General features: G+C 61.9%; 23 protein-coding genes. 7 read left to right on the top strand and 16 right to left on the bottom strand.

The genetic code is table 11. From position 1 onward, the window contains the following. Positions 1–7: 7 nt before the first annotated feature. Complete coding sequence (locus JTF07_RS04035) at positions 8–904, top strand: phytoene/squalene synthase family protein (protein ID WP_204233002.1); 897 nt, start codon at positions 8–10, stop codon at positions 902–904. Beyond that, the gene (crtI, locus tag JTF07_RS04030; protein WP_204233001.1) at positions 901–2,538 is read left to right on the top strand and encodes a phytoene desaturase family protein; all 1,638 of its coding nucleotides are present in this window, start codon (positions 901–903) and stop codon (positions 2,536–2,538) included. Before JTF07_RS04035 ends, crtI begins: the two co-directional genes overlap by 4 nt. Here the strand turns inward: crtI and JTF07_RS04025 are convergent. The 10 genes from JTF07_RS04025 to idi all read right to left on the bottom strand — a co-directional run bounded on the left by JTF07_RS04025 (position 2,502) and on the right by idi (position 10,816). Continuing rightward, a complete protein-coding gene (locus JTF07_RS04025) occupies positions 2,502–2,672 on the bottom strand; it encodes a transcription termination/antitermination protein NusG (RefSeq protein ID WP_204233000.1) in 171 nt (56 codons plus the stop codon). The two genes, crtI and JTF07_RS04025, sit on opposite strands and share 37 nt — an antisense overlap. Before the next feature lie 95 nt (positions 2,673–2,767). Then, positions 2,768–3,580 carry an SDR family oxidoreductase gene (locus JTF07_RS04020; RefSeq protein ID WP_204232999.1) on the bottom strand — a complete coding sequence of 271 codons (813 nt, stop codon included), beginning with the start codon at positions 3,578–3,580 and terminating at the stop codon, positions 2,768–2,770. Positions 3,581–3,668: 88 nt separating this feature from the next. Continuing rightward, positions 3,669–5,135 (bottom strand): cryptochrome/photolyase family protein, encoded by a 1,467-nt coding sequence (locus JTF07_RS04015; RefSeq protein WP_204232998.1) that lies wholly within the window; start codon positions 5,133–5,135, stop codon positions 3,669–3,671. Next, the gene (locus JTF07_RS04010) at positions 5,135–5,653 is read right to left on the bottom strand and encodes a TspO/MBR family protein (RefSeq protein WP_204232997.1); all 519 of its coding nucleotides are present in this window, start codon (positions 5,651–5,653) and stop codon (positions 5,135–5,137) included. Before JTF07_RS04010 ends, JTF07_RS04015 begins: the two co-directional genes overlap by 1 nt. A gap of 46 nt (positions 5,654–5,699) precedes the next feature. Continuing rightward, positions 5,700–7,241, bottom strand: coding sequence for an FAD-dependent oxidoreductase (locus JTF07_RS04005; protein WP_204232996.1), 1,542 nt, complete (start codon positions 7,239–7,241; stop codon positions 5,700–5,702). Next, positions 7,238–7,561, bottom strand: coding sequence for a lycopene cyclase domain-containing protein (locus JTF07_RS04000; RefSeq protein WP_204232995.1), 324 nt, complete (start codon positions 7,559–7,561; stop codon positions 7,238–7,240). Before JTF07_RS04000 ends, JTF07_RS04005 begins: the two co-directional genes overlap by 4 nt. Then, positions 7,551–7,928, bottom strand: coding sequence for a lycopene cyclase domain-containing protein (gene crtYc / locus JTF07_RS03995; protein WP_204232994.1), 378 nt, complete (start codon positions 7,926–7,928; stop codon positions 7,551–7,553). The genes JTF07_RS04000 and crtYc overlap by 11 nt, the downstream gene beginning before the upstream one ends. Then, on the bottom strand, positions 7,925–9,211 hold the full coding sequence (locus tag JTF07_RS03990) for a cytochrome P450 (RefSeq protein WP_353843865.1): 1,287 nt from the start codon (positions 9,209–9,211) through the stop codon (positions 7,925–7,927). Before JTF07_RS03990 ends, crtYc begins: the two co-directional genes overlap by 4 nt. Positions 9,212–9,216: 5 nt before the next feature. Next, positions 9,217–10,281, bottom strand: a complete 1,065-nt coding sequence (locus tag JTF07_RS03985) for a polyprenyl synthetase family protein (RefSeq protein WP_204232993.1) — start codon at positions 10,279–10,281, stop codon at positions 9,217–9,219. Then, positions 10,274–10,816 carry an isopentenyl-diphosphate Delta-isomerase gene (gene idi / locus JTF07_RS03980; RefSeq protein ID WP_204233581.1) on the bottom strand — a complete coding sequence of 181 codons (543 nt, stop codon included), beginning with the start codon at positions 10,814–10,816 and terminating at the stop codon, positions 10,274–10,276. Before idi ends, JTF07_RS03985 begins: the two co-directional genes overlap by 8 nt. Positions 10,817–11,008: 192 nt before the next feature. On the opposite strand from idi, the gene JTF07_RS03975 reads away from it, so the two are divergent. Both JTF07_RS03975 and JTF07_RS03970 read left to right on the top strand, forming a co-directional pair. Then, positions 11,009–11,443 (top strand): MarR family winged helix-turn-helix transcriptional regulator, encoded by a 435-nt coding sequence (locus JTF07_RS03975; RefSeq protein WP_204232992.1) that lies wholly within the window; start codon positions 11,009–11,011, stop codon positions 11,441–11,443. Between the two features lie 64 nt (positions 11,444–11,507). Continuing rightward, entirely contained in the window at positions 11,508–11,822 is a 315-nt protein-coding gene (locus JTF07_RS03970) for a general stress protein (RefSeq protein ID WP_204232991.1), read from the top strand. Positions 11,823–11,934: 112 nt separating this feature from the next. Here the strand turns inward: JTF07_RS03970 and JTF07_RS03965 are convergent, their stop codons facing one another. Further along, entirely contained in the window at positions 11,935–12,135 is a 201-nt protein-coding gene (locus tag JTF07_RS03965; protein ID WP_204232990.1) for a CsbD family protein, read from the bottom strand. A gap of 103 nt (positions 12,136–12,238) precedes the next feature. Next, the gene (ku, locus tag JTF07_RS03960) at positions 12,239–13,192 is read right to left on the bottom strand and encodes a non-homologous end joining protein Ku (RefSeq protein WP_204232989.1); all 954 of its coding nucleotides are present in this window, start codon (positions 13,190–13,192) and stop codon (positions 12,239–12,241) included. Between the two features lie 171 nt (positions 13,193–13,363). Here ku and JTF07_RS03955 point away from each other — a divergent pair, with 171 nt between their 5' ends. Together JTF07_RS03955 and JTF07_RS03950 are read left to right on the top strand one after the other, a co-directional pair. After that, positions 13,364–15,940 carry an ATP-dependent DNA ligase gene (locus JTF07_RS03955; RefSeq protein ID WP_204232988.1) on the top strand — a complete coding sequence of 859 codons (2,577 nt, stop codon included), beginning with the start codon at positions 13,364–13,366 and terminating at the stop codon, positions 15,938–15,940. A 186-nt stretch (positions 15,941–16,126) separates the two neighbouring features. Further along, a complete protein-coding gene (locus JTF07_RS03950) occupies positions 16,127–17,020 on the top strand; it encodes an SDR family oxidoreductase (RefSeq protein WP_204232987.1) in 894 nt (297 codons plus the stop codon). A gap of 68 nt (positions 17,021–17,088) precedes the next feature. On the opposite strand, the gene JTF07_RS03945 is transcribed toward JTF07_RS03950, so the two are convergent. Continuing rightward, a complete protein-coding gene (locus tag JTF07_RS03945; RefSeq protein ID WP_204232986.1) occupies positions 17,089–17,598 on the bottom strand; it encodes a flavin reductase family protein in 510 nt (169 codons plus the stop codon). Between the two features lie 304 nt (positions 17,599–17,902). Here JTF07_RS03945 and JTF07_RS03940 point away from each other — a divergent pair, with 304 nt between their 5' ends. Continuing rightward, positions 17,903–18,319: a ChaB family protein gene (locus tag JTF07_RS03940; protein ID WP_204232985.1), complete on the top strand. Its 417-nt coding sequence runs from the start codon at positions 17,903–17,905 to the stop codon at positions 18,317–18,319. Between the two features lie 27 nt (positions 18,320–18,346). On the opposite strand, the gene JTF07_RS03935 is transcribed toward JTF07_RS03940, so the two are convergent. The 3 genes from JTF07_RS03935 to JTF07_RS03925 form a co-directional block, all read right to left on the bottom strand. Further along, entirely contained in the window at positions 18,347–18,940 is a 594-nt protein-coding gene (locus JTF07_RS03935; protein WP_204232984.1) for a helix-turn-helix domain-containing protein, read from the bottom strand. Between the two features lie 59 nt (positions 18,941–18,999). Further along, a complete protein-coding gene (locus JTF07_RS03930; protein WP_204232983.1) occupies positions 19,000–19,986 on the bottom strand; it encodes a malate dehydrogenase in 987 nt (328 codons plus the stop codon). A 408-nt stretch (positions 19,987–20,394) separates the two neighbouring features. Then, a complete protein-coding gene (locus JTF07_RS03925) occupies positions 20,395–21,249 on the bottom strand; it encodes a glycerophosphodiester phosphodiesterase (RefSeq protein WP_204232982.1) in 855 nt (284 codons plus the stop codon). Positions 21,250–21,251: the final 2 nt, after the last annotated feature.

Below are 21,251 nucleotides of genomic sequence, written 5' to 3'. Positions count from 1 at the left end.
CGAGGAAGTGAGCAGCTCACCAACTCACGACGTCTTCAATCGGACCGCGCAGCAGGCAGCCCGGGTCGTCATCTCGAACTATTCGACGTCATTCGGTTTGGCCACGCGGCTGCTCGGGCACGCTCATCGCCATCACATCCGCAACATCTATGCCTTGGTGCGCATCGCCGATGAGATCGTCGACGGACTTGCGGCCGATGCGGGCCTCGACTCCCGGCAGCAGAATGAGATGCTCGAGAACTTCGTCCACGCGACTCGCACCGCTCTGAAACTCGGCATCAGCGACAACCTCATCATCCATGCGTTCGCCCACACTGCGAGGGCAACCGGAATCACCGTCGACCTCATCGAGCCATTCTTCGCCTCGATGAGAGCAGACCTGGACACCCCCGATCAGGCGCTCGCCTCGGTCCGTGGCTTCGACCAGGACGAACATCGGACCTACGTCTACGGCTCGGCCGAAGTGGTCGGACTCATGTGCCTCAAGGTCTTCCTCTGCAATCGGTCCAGGACTCCGTCCCAGACCGAGGAGCTGGAGCACGGTGCTCGCCAGCTGGGAGCCGCATTCCAAAACATCAACTTCCTCCGCGACCTGGCAGATGACAGTCTGCGGTTGGGTCGCAGCTATCTCAGTGCCGACTCCCGACTCACGGAGGCCGACAAGGACCGGTGGGTGGAAACGATTCGGCAGCAGTTGGCCCGAGCCGACGCCACGATCGCGCTGTTGCCCAAAGACGCCAGAGCCGCGGTGCGAAGCGCTGCGGCGCTCTTCACCGCTCTCAGTGACAAGATCGCGGACACTCCGGTCGAACGCCTCTACCGAGAGCGGGTGCGCATTCCGAACGCGAGTAAGGCTCAGCTCACGGCAAAGGCGCTGCTGGTCACGGCGAGGGAGACCAGATGAGGGGTCAGAGCATAAGCGTGGTCGGCGGAGGTGCGGCCGGTCTCGCCGCTGCAGCTCTGTTGGCACGTGAGGGACACACAGTCGATCTCTTCGAGCAGAGCTCGACTCTGGGCGGGCGCATCGGTTCGATCGAATCAGACGGCTATCGATTCGACACTGGACCGTCGTGGTATCTGATGCCGGAGGTCTACGAACATTTCTTCAATCTTCTCGGCACGACTGCGGCGACTGAACTCGACCTGCGCACTCTCGACCCCGCCTACACCGTATTCAGTCCCGTCACGAAAGGTCAGCGAGAGCAGCCGGTCACGATCCCCTACGGCAGTGCCGCGGTTCTTGACACCTTCGAACGAATCGAACGTGGCAGCGGCCGCAGCTTGCGCAGATATCTGGCCTCGGCCGGTCGCACCAAAGACCTGGCGCTCGACTACTTCCTGTACAATCCCTTCACCTCACCGAAGTCGATTCTCCGGACAGAGCTGCTTACAGCGCTTCCCGCGTTGGCTCGACTGCTGACCACCTCCCTGGAACACCACGCCTCTCAGTCGTTCCACAACCCGGTGCTGCGACAGATCCTCCAGTATCCGGCCATCTTCCTCGGCACAGATCCGAGGAAGGCGCCGGCTCTCTACCACCTGATGAGTGCACTGGACCTCAGTGACGGGGTCCTCTATCCGATGGGAGGGTTCAAGTCGATCGTCGACGCCCTGGCCCGACTCGCAGATGAGTCAGGAGTCCGAGTGCACACAGGCTCCGCGGTCAGGCACATATCTGCCGTCCCACAGAAAGGTCGACGTCGGAAAGTCACCGGCCTCGTCTGGACGGATCAAGAGGGCCGGGATCACGACCACCGCAGTGACCTCGTCGTCTCCGCCGCTGATCTCCACCACACCGAGACGCAGCTGCTGGACCAGATCGATCGGAGCTACCCCGAGAGCTGGTGGGAGCGAGTGACTAGTGGTCCGGGAGCCGTCTTGGTCTTCCTCGGAGTCGACGGCGAGATACCGCAGCTTCCTCATCATTCGCTGTTCTTCACCGACGATTGGTCGACGAACTTCGATGACATCTTCGGGCCTGCGCAGAAGATCTCCTCGCCAGCATCGGCATATGTGTGCAAACCCAGCCACACCGATCCGACGGTGGCCCCACCCAACCACGAGAACCTCTTCATTCTCATTCCTGTGCCTGCTGATGCCGGACTCGGCGCCGGTGGCCGTGATGGGCAGGGAGATCCGCTCATCGAACGTGCCGCGGATCGAGCCATCGATCAGATCGCCCGATGGGCCGAGATCCCCGACCTGAGAGATCGGATCAGATTTCGGCAGACACAGGGTCCGACGGATTTCTCACGCCGATACAATTCGTGGCTCGGGGGGATGCTCGGACCCGCCCACACGCTGCGCCAGAGCGCAATGTTCCGCCAGCAGAACGCCTCCAAGAAGGTGGAGGGGCTCTACTACGCGGGTGCGACAACCGCTCCCGGGGTCGGTGTGCCGATGTGTCTGATCAGCGCCGAACTGGTCCTCAAACGCATTCGAGGTGACTCGAGCCCGGGACCGCTGCCCGTCGACAATGTATGCGGGAACGTGGCAGCTTCTCAGGCTTTGGACGGCTCGAGCTCGTCGACGCTGTAGTAATGTTGCGCGAGGTCGTTCACGCGAACGAGGTACTTGCCGCGTTTCTCGTCGAAGAGCTCGATCTTGCCGGTGTTTCCATTCATGGGTTCGCCGGTGATTGTCACCGTGTCGCCTGTCTTGTATTCAGCCATGCCTCAGTGTATGCCCGTAGCTTCGGGACGTACGGGCGCAACGTCGGAACCCTGTCACGAAAGTGCAGAACTGGCGCCCGATTCGTCGCGGCAGCTCACATCGTGAACCCCAGCTGGTGCGAGTATCCAACCCGAAACGTCGGAAACTCCAAATTCCCGATGAAATCGTGTAACCGGGCGTTGTCGATTCGTCTGCCTGCCTCGAGTTCTGCAGGCAGATCTGGTGGAGTCGAGACATTCAGGGCGGCGGCCAGGAATTCGACGACCTCGCCCAGCTGGACAGGGAGAGCGTCCACGGCGTGCAGCAGCTGAGGCGGGTCAGAACTGAACAGGAGAGCTTCCAAAGCTCGAATGAGATCAACATGATGGATGCGGTTCGTCCACCGTCGGTGATTGACAGCTCGGCCCGATCGGACCCCGTCGACGAACCGTGAATGCTCACGGCCGTAGATTCCGGCTGCACGCACGATCGAAGCGGAAGAGAACGTCTCCCTGATGAGTTCTTCGGTTTCCCAGAGTGTGCGGGCAGGACCCGAATCAGGCCGGGGCACAGTGTTCTCGTTCGCGACCTCGCCCGGCGCTGCATGGCCGAGGACTCGAGTCGAGGACACGAGGATCACTCGCTCGGGCGTGGAGTCAAACGCACCGATCAACCCCTCAACCCCGCGCCGATACGTCTGGTCATAGCCCTCGTCGGTGTAGTCATCGGGGGTGAGAGTGATCACCACTGCATCGACGTCGCTGATCGTGAGGCCGCCGGGATGGCTGAGATCAGCAGCGAGGGGTTCGAACGAGGGTGGCAGGCGCTCCGGTCGTCGTCGTAGCCCGATGACCTCGTGGCCGCTGTGAACCAGTCTCAGACCCAACCGGGTTCCGAGGTCGCCACATCCGGCCAGAAGCACCTTCATGCTCTTACTCCCATCGCCTCGTCAACGCGTGTGGACCATGGCCTTCGTGTCGTCTGCACAGTCATATCAATTCTCCTCAGCATCACGATCACTCGGTGTCATCGGCAGTGCCAACGCTGGTGGACATGCTCTTCATCTGATCGTAGGCGCCCAGCGCGGCCTGCCTTGAGTCCCTGAGTTCGACGAGGGGAGGGGGAGCCGCTTCCGGCGTGTAGGGCAGCCAGTCGTCGACGAACTCGTCGTCGGGGTCGAAGCGTTCGCGTTGCCTCTCCGGGTTGAAGACGCGGAAATAGGGTGCGGCATCGGCACCGCTCCCGGCGACCCACTGCCACGAGACCGGGTTGTTGGCCTCATCGGCGTCGACGAGGGTGTCCCAGAACCACTGTTCACCGTGCCACCAATGCTGGAGCAGGTTCTTGGTGAGGAAGCTTGCCGTGACCATGCGCACCCGGTTGTGCATCCATCCGGTCTTCCACAGCTGCGCCATTCCCGCATCGATGAGTGGATACCCGGTGCTTCCCGATCTCCAGTGGGCGAGGGCTTCCTCATCCTCCTCGTAGGGAAAGACTTGGAACTCGGGTCTGATCGGCGCGGAGTCGATCTCTGGGTAGTGGTAGGTCAGGTGCCAGGAGAACTCGCGCCAGTAGAGCTGACGGATCCACGCTGCCCGGTCCTCCTGCGTGATCGAATCAGCTCGCCGTGCCGCATGGAGCAGCTGTCGTGGGGACAGTTCGCCGTGGCGCAGCCTGGGCGAGAGCCGCGAGGTACTCCTCGCATCAGAGGGAACGTCCCTGCTGGTGCTATAGCCGTCAATGCTCGCAGACAGATCATCGAGCTGGTCCGCGGCAGCTCGCAGCCCTGGCGACCAGTGGTGGGCGACGGTATTCTGCCACCAGCGAGGCCCTGTGGTCGCGGCGAGGTCTCCGAATCCCGTCTCTGTGCCGTCGAGGAGTCCCACTCCGTCGAGGTCCGTCACGGCAGGGCACTCACGTGTTCTGCTGAGCAGGGTCCGGCTCAGTGCTGGTTGTCCTTCCGGTCTCGGCAGCACATCGCCGATCTCGCGTCCCGCGACGGCCTTCCAGAACGGGGTGAAGACCTTGTAGTGATCACCGTTCTGCGGCGCCGCCGTCCATGGTTCGACGAGGAGAGAACCGGTGTGGGAATGCACTGCGAACCCCTGATCGCTCAGTAACGTCTTGATACGACTGTCGAGAGCACGGGAGGCAGGTGCGTAGCGACGGGTCCAGCGCACGGCAGCGACGCCGAGGCTGCTGGCCAGTTGCGGAATGATCTCCTCCGCGCGGCCGGCGGCGCAAATCAGATCGATGCCGAGGCCGTCGAGCTCGTCCTGGAGGACTCTCAGCGATTCGTGCGTCCACCACCGGCATGCCCCGCCGAAGGGGCGGGGGCCGAGGCCCTCGTCATCGCGGGCCTCGCGGATCCAGATGGCGATGACGCGGCCATCGGCACGCGCGGCGGTGAGGGCCTCATGGTCGTCCACGCGCAAGTCGTCACGGAACCACACCAGCGTGAGGTGGTCAGCTGCAGTGGCCATCAGAGTCTGCACGCTCCGATGCGCCTTGGTGAAAGGCTAACTTCGTCGGGATTGAGGCGGAGTATCTCCCCGTTGAGCGCAGTCGCAAATCCCACCCATGCCGCATAGGGTGCGAGCATAAGCGCTGAGGCGGTGTCAACTGCGGCGGCTCTCTTCAGGAGTCTCAGTGTTGAGGCTTCGAGGATGGCGGAGTCGATCAGGGACGCGTCCGGACGGCGGGCGGAGAAGAACAGCCAGCTCCATGCCACATTGACTGCCATGTTCGCGCCCAGTTCACTCAGGTAGATTCGACGTGCCCGGCTGTCCGGCAGTCGCATCAACACCCGTCCGGAGGCGACTGCCGTCAGAGTGTACAGAGTCGACCATGCAGGTCCGAACACCCAACCGGGGGGTTGCCACGCCGGTTTGTTCAGGTTCTTGTACCAGTCGGAGCCGACTTTCGTCCCCAGCGCCCCGATTCCCGCTGCTGCTGCGCACATGGCAGTCGGCAGGAGATAGGGTTTCGATGGAGCTTTCATGAGATCCTCTCGACGATTCGCAGTAATGGTCCCGGACGACACATGATCATGGACGGCCCCTGATGCGCCCGAGCACTCCCCGCCTAAGTAGGCCTCGAGTCGGCGGTGACCACAGGTCTGTTCCCTCGACCCTCCAGGAGGAGAGCAGCTGGTTGGCTGCCAGATAGCCGGTCGTGGCGGCACGTTCCATCAATGCCACCGGGGTGTTGCAGCGCACGTAGTCTCCTGCCAGAACCAGCCCCGGAATCGGTGTGGAGGGTTCTGGCCTCTCATCCCAGGGGCGCGTGTCGGTGAGCCCGCAGTCGGCTTCGATGAGCAGCTCTTGGTCCACGATGAGCAGGGAAGCGGTCTCGGGGTAGACCTGATGGAGGTCGGTCAGCAGTCGAGCCACGATGGTCTCCCTATCGCGGTCCGAAAGCCGTGCTTTTATGTCGAGAGCATAGGCATGGAGTTCGAGAACCGAACCGCCGTGGGTCTGTGCCCAGGCGCTGGCGCCGGCCTCGAAACGTTCGAGGACCGAAACATTGTCGAGAACGTCATAGCCGCTGGTGCCCAAGAAGGCCGGGCGATGATCTGCCACGGTTCCCTCACACCAGAGCCGGAGTACCGCGAAGGCGGGGGCGTTGGTCTGTGAGGCGAAGCTGTCCAGCCATTCCTCAGACCCCGGCGCGGCGTGCACGAGTGAGTCGCGGCTTGAGTCGAGGAGATCGCGGGCTGCGGAGGGGTCGGCGGCGATGACCAGCGCATCACTTCGCACCTCGCTGTCTGTCGTCGAGATGGTCCAGCCCGGAACGGTGGCTACGATCGAGGTCACAGTCGTTCCGGTCTGGATCGTCACTCCCAGTGACCTGAGGTATTCGCCCAGTGGCGCCCACAGCGCAGTGTCGTAGTCATCGACGGGGACGTCGAAGAGCAGGCCTTCTGCCGAACCAGCGAAATACGTGTGGAACATTGCGACGAGCTCACCTGCGGAGAACTCTGTGGGATCAGCAAAGAAGGAGCGGGCGAAGACTTCGAGAGCCAGATGGCGAGCGTCATCGGGGAACCGCAGTCGGTCGAGGAATTCGGCGGCGGACTCACCGTCGTAGTGTTGGTATGTCGCGGGGAACTCGACGTCGATGAGCTCGACCGCGGCCGCGATGTCGACGTCGCGCAGTTGTCTGATCGGGAAGGTGGAGCTCTGCCAGACGAACCCGAGGAGGTTGAACGGAGGGGTGCGGGGGATCGAGGCGAACGTGTCCATAGAGCCTCGGCGATGGACGAGAGGATAGTCGTCGACGGGTTGCAGGCAGCCAAGCTCGGGGTCCGCCCGGCGCAGCAGATCGCGAAGATTGTAGTACTGCCGAAAGAAGGCGTGGAATCCTCGGCTCATCGTCCGTTCGCTGTCGATCGGCCAGGCACCCACACGACCGCCGAGGTGGTCGTTCTTCTCGATCACGGTCACGTCGGCGCCGTGTTCGGCCAGGATCGCCGCCGCGGCGAGCCCGGCGATGCCGGCTCCGATGACGGTGACCCGTTTGGGCCTGAGTGGCCGCGAACGTCCCTTTGGTGCCGAGATGTGCTCGGCAAATCGGTCTCGTGGTCTCATGCGGCGTCCTTGCGTGATCGGTTGAGCTGCCACTGCCAGAGCATGAGCACCGCGGTGATCATGGCGAATCCGAATCCGAAGTCTTCGATCGGGATGTCCCAGGGAAAACGCACGTTCAAGAACTGAGACGGATTATAGATGACGATGGGGTCTCTCAGCTTGGTCAGCCACCCATCGACCAGGCACTGGAATGCCAGACAGATGGCCAGCGCGGCCCAGTACTGCGTCCGTCGGAAGATTCCGCTGCGGAAGACGAAGATCTCGAGACCGATGACGACAACGATGCCGATCGCCGTCATGACCGTGTATTCAGGCATCATCGCCTCCGCCCTTCCTGCTCCCGGACTTTCCGGCAAGCCTGGTCCCGCACTTTCCGGCCACGAAGTTGATTACGGTGCCGACCGCTTCGTAGCTCAGCAGGGCGCAGACGGGAATGACGATGAAGAAGACGAGTTCCTCCAGCGGCAGGTTGCCGAGGTGGATGCCGGTGACGAACTGCTGATTGTACGTCCAATGGTTCCGAGAAATTGCGAAGATGTCCCAGAGGGAGAAGACGAGGATGATCGGGATGAGAGATCTGATGAGGAGCTTCGGGCGACGATAGACCCGGGCGGAGAACAGCAGTTCGAGGGGGAGCGTGATCAGCAGACAGGCACCCATGAGCAGCAGGTATTCGAAAGCGCTCATAGCGTCATTCTCAGGCCGGAGTGATCAACAGCTGGGGTCTGCGGCTTGTCGCGTCCGCGCTGCGGAGTGGACCGGCCGGCGGCTGCTGGGCGCGACCGTTCCATCAGGCTCAGGTCCAGGCCACGCAGACGGTACCCCTCGATCACGTTGTCCCAGCTGATTGCGGGCTCCCGGAGGAGGCGTGGGCGAGTGGCCAGGAGCTTGTGCACAAGAGCGTCGGTTTCGTAGAGAGCCAGTGGCTGGCCGGGGCACGCGTGGGCTCCGTCGCTGAAGCTCAGCCCTGTCGCGGCCTTCCCTCGTTCCAGCTCGCGCCCGGGAACGATCGTGTCCGGGGCTGCTCCCATCGCCTGCGGGTCGGTGTTGGTTTCTCTCACACACACATCGATCAGGTCATCTGCGGAGATAGTGTGGGGGCACCCGTTGTCTGAGACTTCGATATCGGCTTGAGCCCGGCGATAGAGGTGGCCGACGACCGGATCGAGGCGGATGATCTCCTCGAGGATCTCCAGTCGGATGGGCTGCGAGGCCTCGGCGTAGCGACGGCCAAGATCGTCATCTGTCAGCAGATGCCAGCAGGCCATAGTGATGAATTCGCGGGTCGTCACCATGCCGGCGGTGCCGTAGGTCACACACTCGACCAGGATGTCCGCTGTGCTGTAGCCGGCGGACAGCAGATGCGAGAGGACATCGTCGCGGCGTCGTCTGCGCCGGGTGCGAATCGCCGGTCGCACATCGCGGACGTAGAACCGGCCAATGGGCATAAGGCCGTTGACAGCAGCCTGGGCCCATTGGCGACGCGTTCGGCCCATCGCGGGAGCGGCGAGGTCGACAGGTGGCTGTTTGAAGAACCCGACGAGACGCTTGGCCATCGCATCGATGGAGGACTCGGTGAGTCCCACGATCTCGGCGGTAACTTCGACCGAATAGTTCAGAGCCGCCTCATCGAGGCGAAGTCCGCCGTTCGCGACGGCGCGGTCGACGAGGGCCTGAGCGCGCTCATGGATGAAATTTCCGTACTTCGCGGAGACCACTGCGGGGGCGAAGTAGCGAGCGACCTCTCTGCGCTGCGCATCGTGATCGTCACCATCAGAGATCAGTATGGGATGCTTTCGAAAGTAGCCGCGCGGGATCTTCTCAGCGGTGAATCCTGCCTGAGTGGTCCGATGGCGCGCACGCAGCATGGTGGTGGCGGCCTCGTAGGAGCGTATCTTCCACATGGTTCCGTCGAACTCGACCCGCGGTTCGGCTTTGCCGTGCGCCCCCACGGCTTTTCGGATGCCCACCGCGCTCATGCGCTGCGAGAGCTGCAGTCGGAGGTCAGCTGGATCAGTTGGCGGCTCAACGCCGGCGGCAGGGCTGCATCGGCGATGAGTCGATACAGCTCCTCGCAGCGCTGAGAGATCATTGATTCGACGAACACGAGTGCTCCTGACTCCTCGATGACGGTGCGCAGCCGATCACCATCGGCATTGCTCAGCATCCTATCCCCGAAGAGGGCCCGAACCTCGGGCCAGGATGGATCGGAACGAGCAAAAGTGATCAAGAGGGTCTCCTTGCCCTCACGGAGATCACTGACATTGGATTTCCCGGTCTGTCCTTCGTCGCCGAAGAGCCCGAGGACATCGTCGCGCAGCTGGTAGATCACTCCGATCTGCCTTGAGATGGCTGCCAGTTCGTCGACGAGGGGCCTGTTGGCGCCGGCCAGCACGGCTGCGATGAGCAGCGGTGCTTGGAACGAATACACGGCGGTCTTCTGATCGGCGATGGCCAGAACTTCGGAAGATCTCGCTGCTTCGAGATGCAGGCTCATCCACACATCGGAGTGTTCGCCGGCAGCGCTCTCGATGATCGTGTCATCGAATATGTCGAGGACGGCCCGGCGTCTGGTGTCATCGACATCGAGACGGGCGAGGAGCGAATGGGCGAGCGTGAGCATGAGGTCGCCACCAAGAATCGATGTCGCATCTCCCCACGCGTGGGCATCGCGTCTCAGCGCACCGCGTGACATTGCCTCAGACGCGAACTCTCCAGAGATCGTGGCTTCACCGCGACGGATGGTGTCATTGTCGATGACGTCGTCGTGGATGACGAGGGCGATGTGCAGCAGCTGCATGGCGCAGGCCGCATCTACGGCGGCGCGTTCGTTCATGCCGCCCAAGGCTGAATGCGCGTCGAGGAGCAGTCGTGGTCGGATCAGCTTTCCGCCCGTGGCCATGCGTGTGAGGGAGCCCCACAACTGACCGTATTGCGCGGAGAATGTGCGGGAGCGCTTCCGTCCCTCCGCGAGCACCTGTGCGAGCCTGTCCTCGAAGGAGAATGCGACGGCACCAATGGGAGCGGCTGAGTCAGTCATCGTCCTCCACTTCGACGATGTGCTCGGCGATGAGCGGCTCGAGATCAGGGAAGTGCGCGACCAGCCAAGGACTGAAAGCCCAAGGGGCCGAGGCGATCGCCAATCTCAGCTCCGGGGCGGTCGTCCACCGAGTCTCGGCCACCTCGGCGGGGTTCGGTGCTAAGGCGGAAACGGCGCGGGCGATGAAGACGGGGCAGAGTTCGTTCTCTTCGATGCCCGAAGCATCTCGCGCCACGTAGCCGAAGCCGGGAAGGGCGCACGTGATGCTCTCGACGCTCAGGCCGAGTTCGAATTCGGCGCGCCGACGGACCGCGTCATCAAGGCTTTCGCCGGGACCGGGATGTCCACAGAAGGAATTCGTCCAGACTCCCGGCCATGTCCGCTTTTCGAGCGCACGCCGTGTGACAAGGAGACGCCCCTGTCCGTCGACGACGTGACACGAGAACGCCAAGTGACGAGGAGTGGACTGACCATGCACATCAGCCTTGCTCTGGACGCCGACAGGATCACCGGCGTGGTCGACGAGAACAACCATTTCCATTGGTGGACACCACTTTCGTTAGCCAGGCGAGAGTTCAATCTAGCATAGCAACGGTAAGCTGTGATGGTGTCGACCGCAGAGAGAAGAATTCGTCCGGATTCAGATCTGAACTATTTCTTGAACGATCCCGAATTCTCCGATCGTTCTCACTTGTCGCGGGCCGAAATCACTCAATGCAACTCCATCATGGAGGCACTGCGCCGGTGGCGCGAAGCTGATCGGGCACTGTCTGAGGCGTCCAGGCGCTATATGCATCTCAATGACAGTGACATGCGCGCCATCCGGATGCTCATCCACGCTCAGAAGCAGGGGTGGGTCGTCACTCCGAAGGACATCGCCAGTGAGGTTGGGATCTCCAGCGCATCGACGACGAAGCTCATCGATCGCCTCGTCGCGGCAGGTCACCTGATACGCGCGCCGCATCCTAAAGATCAGCGGACAATATGCATCGAGGTGACCCCGGAGACGGCTCAAGCGGCGCGGGAGACGATCGGTCGCCAACACGCACGGCGCTTCGACGCCGCTGCCGCGATGAGCAGTGACGAGCGCGAGGTCGTCGTTCGATTTCTCACAGCTCTCACCGAAGCCGATCAGCCGCAGGGAGATCTGACCGTGCAGTGACTTCGGTAGACGCTTGGTGAGATACTGCGGGTAGTCACTGGTTCGAACGAGGAGCTGAACTGGAATGAAAGCAACGGTGAAGGCATTTCAGGACGATATCGGGCTGCTGAACGAGCTGAAGAAGCAAGCATCGAAGGGGGTTCCGAAGGAAAGTCTCCATGTGTTCGCCCACGATGACGAACGCATCGACTGCATCGTCGGCGATGCAACATTCCAGCCTGCCGATATCGCGGACCTCGTTGCCGATCGCTACAACGAAGAAGACTCTGAGCTCAGAACCGTTTTCAGCGGATTCGGCTTCGATTCAGAAGAGTGCGATGGCCTCGAGACGAAGCTCGCCAATGGAAAGCTCCTGTTGGTGATCAGTCAGCCAAACTGACCGCAGTCGTGCTGCCCAAGCAGTTTTCGCGGCGTCCTTTCTGCGATGCATGAGACGCACAGGAATGGGAGCGGCATTGAACTGCCGCTCGCATTCTCAGGCCAGTTGCAACTCAGCGCTCGGGGGAGTCCTTGAGCGAGTTGGCGACGCCACGAGCGGCGTCCTTGGCTTTCTCGCCGGCCTGCTTGCCTTTGGCCTGGACCACGTCGGCCTTTCCCTCTGCCTGGAGAGAGTCGTCATCAGTGGCCTTTCCGGCAGCGGCTTTCGCCTTGCCCTTGAATTCTTCGGTCTTGTGGGAGTTCTCTTTGCTCATTGCTCTTCCTTTCGCTCTATCGTGGCTGTGCGGGCAGGGCGGTGACGATTAGTCAGCACGCACGGAGTGCCGTGCGAGCTCCTCTGACCGTTCTTGCTTCGCGTCATCCGGTCTTCTTCTTGGCAGCTGATTTCGAAGACGACGACTTCCCCAACGAGGACTTTCCCGACGACGACTTCCCCGACGACGACTTCCCCGACGACGACTTCCCCGACGACGACTTTCCAGATGTCTTCTTCGCACCGGATCTGTTCGAGCCCTTCTTCGATGAGCGTGAGGTGTCGACGGATTTGCGCAGCGCGTCCATCAGATCGATGACATCGCCGCCGGGCTCCTCGTCCTCGTCTTCGTCAGGGAAGGCCTTCTCCAGGTCGAGGGTCTCTCCCTTGTCGATCTTCGCGTCGATGAGCTTGCGCAGTTCATCCTGGTAGTCGTCGTTGAACTCCTCAGGTGTGAAGTCCTCCGAATATGATTCGACAAGTTTGGCTGACATCTCCAGTTCCTTCTTAGAGATCTTCGCCTGGGAGTTCACTCCCTTGAAGTCGACGTCACGGATCTCATCGGCCCAGCGCAATGTCTGGATCATGAGCACCTTTCCACACACTCGCAGGATCGCCAGTCGAGTGCGGGTGCGCAGCGTGATCTTCACGATGGCCGTGCGGTCGGTGTCTTCGAGCGTCTGCCGCAGAAGAAGATAGGCCTTCGGTGTCTTCGACGTCGGCTCCAGGAAGTACGACTTCTCCAGCATGATCGGGTCGATCTGATCGTTGGGGACGAACTGGAGGACGTCAAGGTCGTCATTCTCATCGGCGGGCAGGGCCTCGAAATCGTCTTTCGTGAGAATCACGCGGTTGTCGCCGTCGTCGTAGGCCTTGACTATGTCATCGAACTCAACGACCTTCCCACACTCTTGACAACGGTGTTGATTGCGGATGCGTCCGCCGTCCTTCTCATGCACCTGGTGCATGCTGACATCGTGGTTCTCTGTGGCCGAGTACAGCTTCACCGGCACGTTGACGAGACCAAACGCAATCGATCCGGTCCAGATGGCTCTCATGCATCCATTGAAACTCAGTCCCAGCACCTTGGCTACCCCCATTGGCTCGCCCCCTGAGATCGCTCCTGCTGTGCGTTCTGTCTTCGCAGGTCGCCATCGCCGAGGTCGTCCTGCCCTTTCCCTCGTCTCCGTCGTCGCAAGCGAGTAGCGTACAGACCACAGGAGGTGTCCATGCCACGCAAGGAGCAGAAGGTCACCGTCGACGGGCATCGGTTGACGTTGACCAATCTTGATAAGGTCTTCTATCCGGAGACGGGCACGACCAAAGGTGAGGTGCTCGACTACTACGCTCGCATCTCTGAGCACATGACCCGGCACGCCCATGATCGCATCGCCACCCGCAAACGCTGGGTCGACGGTGTCGGCACCCAGGAGAAACCGGGTGACGTTTTCTTTGAGAAGAACCTCCCCGAATCCGCACCATCGTGGATCACTTCCCGTTCCATCCGTCATTCCACCGGATCCAAAAGGTACCCGCTGGTCCAGGATCGTGCGACATTGACCTACCTTGCCCAGATGGCCTCGCTCGAGATCCACATCCCCCAATGGCAGGTCGCGAAGGGATCGTCCGACCCTGGCACCATCGACTCGACGACAAGACATCCTGATCGAATGGTCTTCGATCTCGACCCCGGCCCGGGACGTGAACTGGCCGACTGCATCGAGGTCGCACAGTTGGTGAGGGAGCTTCTGACTGGGATGGATCTCGACGTCTATCCCGTGACCAGCGGTTCCAAGGGGATCCATCTCTATGCACCGCTCGATGGATCAGCGTCCAGCCAGCAGATCTCCGACGTCGCCCACGAGTTGGCGCGCAGCCTCGAAGCCGATCATCAGGACCTCATCGTCTCAGCCATGAAGAAGACGCTGCGAGAGAACAAGGTGCTCATCGACTGGTCTCAGAACTCAGCGGCGAAGACGACAGTGGCCCCCTATTCTCTGCGCGGCCGGTTCACCCCCACAGTGGCGACACCGCGGACCTGGGACGAACTCGACGACCCGCCCGCTGTCGAGCAGCTGCGCTTCGAGGAGGTCCTTGAGCGGATCGACGACCTCGGCGATCTGCTCGAGCCGTTGGCGAAGACTGCCGGCGATTCCGCAGATCCAGCACCCACCTCGGCGCGGCCCGCAGCTGCTTCGAAGAAGGAATCGTCGATCTCATCGACGGCGCCCCGCGATCGTCTCGACATCTACCGATCCAAGCGTGACCCGAAGCGCACCAGCGAACCGGTGCCCGAAAGCCACGGCACCAGCGGGGACGAGCTGTCCTTCGTGATCCAGGAACATCACGCCAGCACCCTGCACTGGGACTTCCGACTCGAGCACGAGGGTGTGCTGGTTTCGTGGGCACTGCCGAAAGGACCGCCCACCGATCCGAAGCACAATCACCTGGCCATCCAGACTGAGGATCACCCTCGTGAATACGGACGCTTCGAAGGCACGATCGAGAAAGGCCAGTATGGCGCCGGAGAGGTCACGATCTGGGACTCCGGGACTTACGAACTCGAGAAATGGAAAGACGGCCGCGAGATCATCGCTGTTCTCCATGGGGCCGAAGACGGCGGGCTCGGGGGAGAGCGACGGTTCGCACTGTTCAACACCGGTGAGCACGGGCCGAACAAGGAACCTGAGAAGAATTGGATGATCCACCTGACCAAAGACTCATCTTCGAACTCATCTAAGAACTCGCCACGGCGGGACAAACCTTCGACTGAGCACCCGGATTCCCAGCGAAACGGGTCCGCCGACCCCGAACGCACCGGTTCCAGCGATGTCCAGCCCACTGACATGGCACCGATGCTGGCCAGTATCGGGAGCCTTCGCTCCGTTCGCCGACAGTCCGACGACTGGGCATTCGAAATGAAGTGGGACGGCATCCGTGCGCTCGCCTCCGTGCGTGCCGGCACCGATGATTCGTCCGGGTCGATCGCGCTGACCAGCCGCAATGGTCACAATATGACGAAGGCCTACCCCGAACTCATCGAGCTCGCCGACTGCGTGGACGCTGATTGCATCCTTGACGCAGAGATCGTCGCGCTGGGCCCAGGCAGTCGCCCCGATTTCGGGCGGCTGCAGCGCAGAATGGGACTGACGCATGAGAGCGACATCAAACGTGAACGTGAGCGCACACCGGTGTACCTGATGGTCTTCGACGTGTTGAGCGTTGACGGCGCTTCCTTGCTGAAGACCCCGTATCTCGAACGACGCGAACGTCTCCATGACGTGGTCGCCGAGGGTGAGCACATCCATGTGCCGGCAGCCTTCGAAGGAACCGTGGACGAAGCGATGGAGGCCAGTCGTGACCTCCACCTCGAAGGAGTCATGGCGAAGCAGATCGGCAGCACCTATCTTCCGGGCCGTCGAACTCGGACCTGGGCTAAGCTCAAACATTCCTCGACTCGAGACGTGATCATCGTCGGGTGGCGCACCGGCAAGGGGGAGCGTTCCGAGACCTTCTCTTCGCTGCTGCTGGCGGCCCACGATCAGGAAGACCTGGTCTATCTGGGTCGTGTGGGCACCGGCTTCGATGACCATCAGCTGCAGGCTCTGCGGGCACAGCTCGATCGCCTGAGCCGGAAGACACCCTCCTTGGAGGTTCCTGCCGCCGAGTCACGTGATGCGAACTGGGTGCGGCCCAGCCTCGTCGGGGAGGTCCAATACGGAGGAATCACCGAGGCTGGTCGGCTGCGTCATCCCGTATGGCGCGGGCTCCGGGACGACATCGGCCCTGAGCAAGTCACCACCTGAGAGAGGAGGGGGTGGAGCATGTTCACCGCAGAACCGTCGGTCACGACAGGGGTTACGAGACTCCGCGGATCCTGTTAATGTGGCGGCACTGGGCGGTGCTGAAGCTTCCCAGAGTACCGTGCTGATCGAGAGCGAAACGAGTCTGATCCTTGCGTAAGCGGGATCAGCCGAAAGGGGATCAAGCGCATGAGCGACCAACTGACTTTCCAAGATCCGGTGACACGATTTCCAGACATCTCCCCGCCCAAACAAGATCAGCCTGAGCCGGGCCTCGACGTCGACCTGATTCCAGGGACAGACCGTGGTGAGCAGAGCTATCGCGGCACCGGTCGGCTCAAGGGGCGCAAAGCGCTGATCACCGGGGCTGATTCCGGCATCGGCTCGGCAGTCGCTATCGCCTTCGCCCGAGAAGGAGCAGATGTCGCCCTGTCGTACCTGCCTGCCGAGGAGGAGGACGCACGCCATGTCTGCGACGTCATCCGCGAGGCAGGCGGTACAGCGGTCCCGCTTCCCGGGGACTTGTCAGATTCCGACTACTGCCAGCAGGTGGTCCATGATGCGGCAGACGGCTTGGGTGGACTCGACGCCCTGGTGAACAATGCCGGACGACAGATTGCAGTCGAGGAGATCGAAGATCTGTCCGACGAGCAATGGGGCAATACGTTCGAGATCAACATTCGCGCCATGTTCCGAGTGACGAAGACAGCAGTGGGTTATCTGCCCGCCGGCGCAACGATTGTGAACTCGACGTCCGTGCAAGCATATTCTCCGTCTACCCACCTGCTGGACTATGCGTCGACTAAAGCTGCAATCAACAACTTCACAAAAGGACTGGCCACTCAGCTGGCTCCACGCGGCATCCGAGTCAACGCGGTCGCACCCGGCCCGATCTGGACGCCCCTGCAGGTCTCTGAGGGTCAGCCGAAGGAAGCACTGCCCCAATTCGGGAAGAACACTCCCTTGGGGCGAGCCGGTCAGCCGACGGAACTCGCGCCGGCTTATGTGTTCCTCACTTCGGCGGAGTCGAGTTACGTCCTGGGTGAGACCCTCAACGTCAATGGAGGCCAGCCCACGCACTGACAGCGTCTGAAGTGGGAATCGGCCCTGCCGTGATGCAGGCTGCCTCTGCAGCCGGACCGTTGAGGGCATCAGGGCTGAATTGCCCGTTCGGCATTGTCGCGGCCCGCAGGCAGGTCACCGATGTGGGACAGGCGCAGAGGCGCAAAGGGCCCGCTGGTCTCGCTTGAGATCACCCGAGCGGTGATGGCGACGTGGTCTCCTCCGTCGTCGAGCATGGTGATGCGCTCAACGATCACCCGGTTCGGCAGAGCACTGAGCACCGGCACTCCCTGCTCGGTGAGGTGAACATCGAGTCCGCGGAACTTGTCGGTGTCCTCACCAGATCGGGCACCGAAGCGCTGCGCCATGGCGAGATCCTCGGCAGTGAGGAAGTGAACCGCGAAATGCGTGGACCGTAGGCTCACCTGGTAGGTGTGATTGGCCTTCGACAACCAGAAACCGTACTGCTGAGGAGACATGCTCGCCTGCGAGTGGAAACCCACCAGGCAGCCCGCCCGTTCGCCCTCTGCCGCGGTGGTCACGACAATCAGACCGGCATCGGCGGAGACCATCAGGTTGTCGAACGACTCCTCATCCATGACGGGTCCTCTCTGCAGCACCGCGGTGCAGCTCTGAGCCGAGCTCGGCTGCCGTTCCTGCGCCGGTGCGCTGGCATCCGTGCGCGACACTGTCCTCGTGCGTCAAACGTACGCCCCTGTCCGACAGCGGACAAGAGTCACCGGTTCGGGGAAATTCCGCTGGGCACAGAACACCAGCGATATGTAAGTCTGCGCAGCGATATCGACGCAGACGATGTGCGGAACGGGTACTGACATGGGCGGGTGATCTGCGTTACCGTCGGGATAACCGTGACGTTCGCGTTCGTGAGGAGATGTGGTCACCATGCCGAAGATGAGCAGTTCAGGAGTCCCGAAGAAGTCAGAGCTTCCAGCAACCTTGCGACATTCGGATGCCAAAGCTCAGCGGACTTTCGCCAAGACCTACGATTCCGCAATGGAGGAGTACGGCGACGAAGAGCGCGCGCACCAGGTGGCCTACGATGCGCTCAAGCACACTCACGAAAAGGTCGGTGACAGATGGGAACCGAAATCCTCACCGGGGCCATCAGATGCCCAAGCCAAGGGCGGGAAGAACACCGATCGCCCGACCGCTGGTGGGGTGGACGCGAATGCGACGAAGGACCACCTGTACCAGCAGGCAAGCAAGCTGAAGATCCCGGGACGTTCGACGATGACCAAGAAGGAACTCGTCGAGGCCCTCGAGCGTGAAAGCAGCCGGCGCACGAAGAAGAGCGACTGAAGTCTCGCCCACGCCTGGAAACGGACCTCAGAACACCGGGGGAGTCATCGTGGCGATGAGAACCGCCTCGGCGTCACCGAGGATCCGGAACCAGTGCGGCTGATCGCCCCAATAGGTGATGCTGTCACCGGCTGCCAGCGTGTATCCGTCATCGCCGACCTGGAAATAGCAGGTTCCCTCGAGGACGAACAGGCACTCTTCGGCGCGGTGATGGTTGAAGGGCACCGACTCGTTGGAGTACCCCGATGGGACCCGCACTTTGAGCACCAGCAGTGCGCCGTTCATCGTCGGCGTCAGCAGCTCGTAGACGAGTCCGCGATCGGTGACCTGCAGCTGACGACGTTTGTCGGCGCGGACCACGCGATTGTCGGCCGGTTCCTCACCCTGGGTGAAGAACCGGCCGACGGGCACATCGAAGGCCCTCGCGATCTTGAGCAGCGTGAGATATGCAGGATTGCCACGACCACGTTCGATCTGGCTCAGCAACCCCTGGCTCACTCCGGCGACGCGGCTGAGGTCGGTCAGGGTCATTCCCGCCGATCCCCGCAACTGGTGGATGAGCGCACCCATGTACTCCACACTGGGATCAGCCGCATTCGGCGAGACATTCTCGGTGCTCATGGGTACCTTCGGTCACAGGGTCATCTGAGGCTGAGAATATCAGCACCCAGCCGAAGAACTCAGATCAGACCGAGAGCGGTCACCGTCTCACGCTCCTCGGCGAGCTCAGCAGTGGTGGCGTCGATCATCCTGCGGCTGAAGTCGTTGATATCGAGTCCCTGCACGATCTCCCAGTTCCCGTCCGAAGTTGTCACGGGATAGGAGGAGATCAGCCCCTCAGGCACCCCATAGGAACCATCGGAGACCACCGCCATCGAGGCCCAGTCGCTCTCGGGCGTGCCGTACAGCCAGTCGTGGGCGGCGTCGATCGTCGCCGCGGCAGCAGAGGCCGCAGAGGAAGATCCACGCGCCTCGATGATGGCGGCACCGCGCTCGGCAACCGTGGGGATGAGATCGTTCTCGATCCAGGCTTGGTCGCCGATGACCTCAGCGGCATTCACCCCGCCGATCTCTGCGTGGTAGATGTCGGGATACTGGGTGGCTGAGTGGTTGCCCCAGATCGTCATCCTGGATATGTCGGCGACCGATACTGCGGCCTTTTTGGCCAGCTGTGCCAGGGCGCGGTTGTGGTCCAAGCGGGTCAGTGCGCTGAAACGTTCGGCGGGGATATCGGGCGCATTGTGCAAGGCGATCAGCGCATTGGTATTGGCCGGATTCCCGGTGACGCCGATGCGGACATCGTCGGCGGCGACTGAGTTGAGGGCCTTGCCCTGGGCAGTGAAGATCGCACCATTGGCCTCAAGGAGGTCGCTGCGCTCCATGCCCTGAGACCTGGGGCGAGCGCCGACGAGCAGGGCGAGGTTGACGCCGTCGAAGATGTGCTCGGCCGAATCGCCGATCTCAACCGAGTCGAGAGTGGGAAAGGCACAGTCCTCGAGTTCCATGACCACGCCTTCGAGGGCAGTCAGTGCTGGTGTTATTTCCAGCAGGCGCAGCTGAACTGGAGTTTGCGGGCCGAAGAGAGCGCCGCTGGCAATGCGGAAGAGAAGACTGTAGCCGATCTGACCGGCCGCACCGGTGACGGCGACTTTGATGGGGGTATTCATCGATTGTGCTCCTTAGCTGTAACGGGAGTTTGCTGCAGGCGATGCGGGCGGTCCTCTCTCGTGCAACGGCGTTCTTCATCGGTGAATACGCCGTCGGGTCACTGAGGTGAAGAGGAGGCCTGGCGGCATGACGAGGAGTCGACTTCCTTGTTGAGGCCCGTCAAGGTCGCTTGTGCGGCATCGCTGCGTTGGACGTCACTGCAACTCCTCAGGAGAGAAGTGGGTGACGAGCCGATTCTAGCGGTTCGCCACCGCGGACATCATGAACGCGTCATATTGTGTCTCCGCGGACTCAGTTCGCGTTCAGTCGTTTGCCCGGGTCTCACGAGTTCGGCCTCGGAAGGTCAACAGAACTCTGCTGACCTTCCGAGGCCGAAGACGTTGCCCGCTGGTTCGGGGCATCGCCCGCTAGTTCGTCCAGGCGTCGTCGGTGAAGTAGCCGTCGATCCAGCCCGGCAGGCGGTGCCCGTCCTTCGACGTCGCGAGGGTATAGGGCGCAACGTGGAAGCCTGCCTTGTCGAGTTTGCGCAGGTCTCGTGTCGGCAGATTCTTACTGGGTCCAACCCATTCGATGCCGGCATCGGAGATCTCATCGAACGATTCCGTCGGCAGCTTTGCTCCGGTGAGGTAGAGCGACGTGTAACCGCGCTGCGCGATTGTCTTCGCCGCTTCGAAGTCGAAGGACTGGACGATGAGGGATTCCTTGAGTCCACGTTCGTCGAAGACGTCGAGAACCTGATCGACCTCCGCCGAGGTGGCCCCTGGCTTGATCTCGGGAACCATGACGACCTCCCCGCCGAGTTCGTCGAGTGCCTCATCGAGGGTGACCGTCTGGGCCGGCTCTCCACCTTGTGGGTGCTTGATGGTTGCAGCGTCCCATTCCTCGCGACTGAGATCGCGGATCTTGCCACTGACACCATTGAGGGTGCGATCGGCTGTGTCGTCGTGGATGAGGACCGGGGTGCCGTCTTCGAGGAACTGAATGTCCATCTCGGGCAGGAATCCATCCTTCGCGGAGGCGGTGAATCCTTCCATGGACTCCTCCGGGTAGACGTCGGCGCCGCCGCGGTGAGAGACCGTGACGGGAAATTCGATTTCGGAGACCTTGTCAGGTGCTGACGGTGCGGACTCAGACGGCGAGCCGAGACCGAGGGCGGAAGCCGAGACGACTCCGGTACTGACGGTTGCAGCCAGGGTGAGGACTGCGGCAGCGAGGATCGATGACGGACGGGGACGGAAATTCTTCGGCTCAGTCGTAGACATGT

Origin of the sequence: Brevibacterium sp. RIT 803 (assembly GCF_016892625.1) — a bacterium.
GTDB lineage: Bacteria > Actinomycetota > Actinomycetes > Actinomycetales > Brevibacteriaceae > Brevibacterium.
The sequence above is the reverse complement of the archived record's forward strand: the minus strand, read 5'-3'. Positions and strand labels throughout refer to the sequence as shown.

Excerpts from the sequence above, each read along its gene's own strand:
- crtI (WP_204233001.1), top strand. The coding sequence starts at position 901 with ATGAGGGGTCAGAGCATAAGCGTGGTCGGCGGAGGTGCGGCCGGTCTC.
- JTF07_RS04025 (WP_204233000.1), bottom strand. The coding sequence starts at position 2,672 with ATGGCTGAATACAAGACAGGCGACACGGTGACAATCACCGGCGAACCC.
- JTF07_RS04020 (WP_204232999.1), bottom strand. The coding sequence starts at position 3,580 with ATGAAGGTGCTTCTGGCCGGATGTGGCGACCTCGGAACCCGGTTGGGT.
- JTF07_RS04015 (WP_204232998.1), bottom strand. The coding sequence starts at position 5,135 with ATGGCCACTGCAGCTGACCACCTCACGCTGGTGTGGTTCCGTGACGAC.
- JTF07_RS04010 (WP_204232997.1), bottom strand. The coding sequence starts at position 5,653 with ATGAAAGCTCCATCGAAACCCTATCTCCTGCCGACTGCCATGTGCGCA.
- JTF07_RS04005 (WP_204232996.1), bottom strand. The coding sequence starts at position 7,241 with ATGAGACCACGAGACCGATTTGCCGAGCACATCTCGGCACCAAAGGGA.
- JTF07_RS04000 (WP_204232995.1), bottom strand. The coding sequence starts at position 7,561 with ATGATGCCTGAATACACGGTCATGACGGCGATCGGCATCGTTGTCGTC.
- crtYc (WP_204232994.1), bottom strand. The coding sequence starts at position 7,928 with ATGAGCGCTTTCGAATACCTGCTGCTCATGGGTGCCTGTCTGCTGATC.
- JTF07_RS03985 (WP_204232993.1), bottom strand. The coding sequence starts at position 10,281 with ATGACTGACTCAGCCGCTCCCATTGGTGCCGTCGCATTCTCCTTCGAG.
- idi (WP_204233581.1), bottom strand. The coding sequence starts at position 10,816 with ATGGTTGTTCTCGTCGACCACGCCGGTGATCCTGTCGGCGTCCAGAGC.
- JTF07_RS03975 (WP_204232992.1), top strand. The coding sequence starts at position 11,009 with ATGGAGGCACTGCGCCGGTGGCGCGAAGCTGATCGGGCACTGTCTGAG.
- JTF07_RS03970 (WP_204232991.1), top strand. The coding sequence starts at position 11,508 with ATGAAAGCAACGGTGAAGGCATTTCAGGACGATATCGGGCTGCTGAAC.
- JTF07_RS03965 (WP_204232990.1), bottom strand. The coding sequence starts at position 12,135 with ATGAGCAAAGAGAACTCCCACAAGACCGAAGAATTCAAGGGCAAGGCG.
- ku (WP_204232989.1), bottom strand. The coding sequence starts at position 13,192 with ATGAGAGCCATCTGGACCGGATCGATTGCGTTTGGTCTCGTCAACGTG.
- JTF07_RS03955 (WP_204232988.1), top strand. The coding sequence starts at position 13,364 with ATGCCACGCAAGGAGCAGAAGGTCACCGTCGACGGGCATCGGTTGACG.
- JTF07_RS03950 (WP_204232987.1), top strand. The coding sequence starts at position 16,127 with ATGAGCGACCAACTGACTTTCCAAGATCCGGTGACACGATTTCCAGAC.
- JTF07_RS03945 (WP_204232986.1), bottom strand. The coding sequence starts at position 17,598 with ATGGATGAGGAGTCGTTCGACAACCTGATGGTCTCCGCCGATGCCGGT.
- JTF07_RS03940 (WP_204232985.1), top strand. The coding sequence starts at position 17,903 with ATGCCGAAGATGAGCAGTTCAGGAGTCCCGAAGAAGTCAGAGCTTCCA.
- JTF07_RS03935 (WP_204232984.1), bottom strand. The coding sequence starts at position 18,940 with ATGAGCACCGAGAATGTCTCGCCGAATGCGGCTGATCCCAGTGTGGAG.
- JTF07_RS03930 (WP_204232983.1), bottom strand. The coding sequence starts at position 19,986 with ATGAATACCCCCATCAAAGTCGCCGTCACCGGTGCGGCCGGTCAGATC.
- JTF07_RS03925 (WP_204232982.1), bottom strand. The coding sequence starts at position 21,249 with ATGTCTACGACTGAGCCGAAGAATTTCCGTCCCCGTCCGTCATCGATC.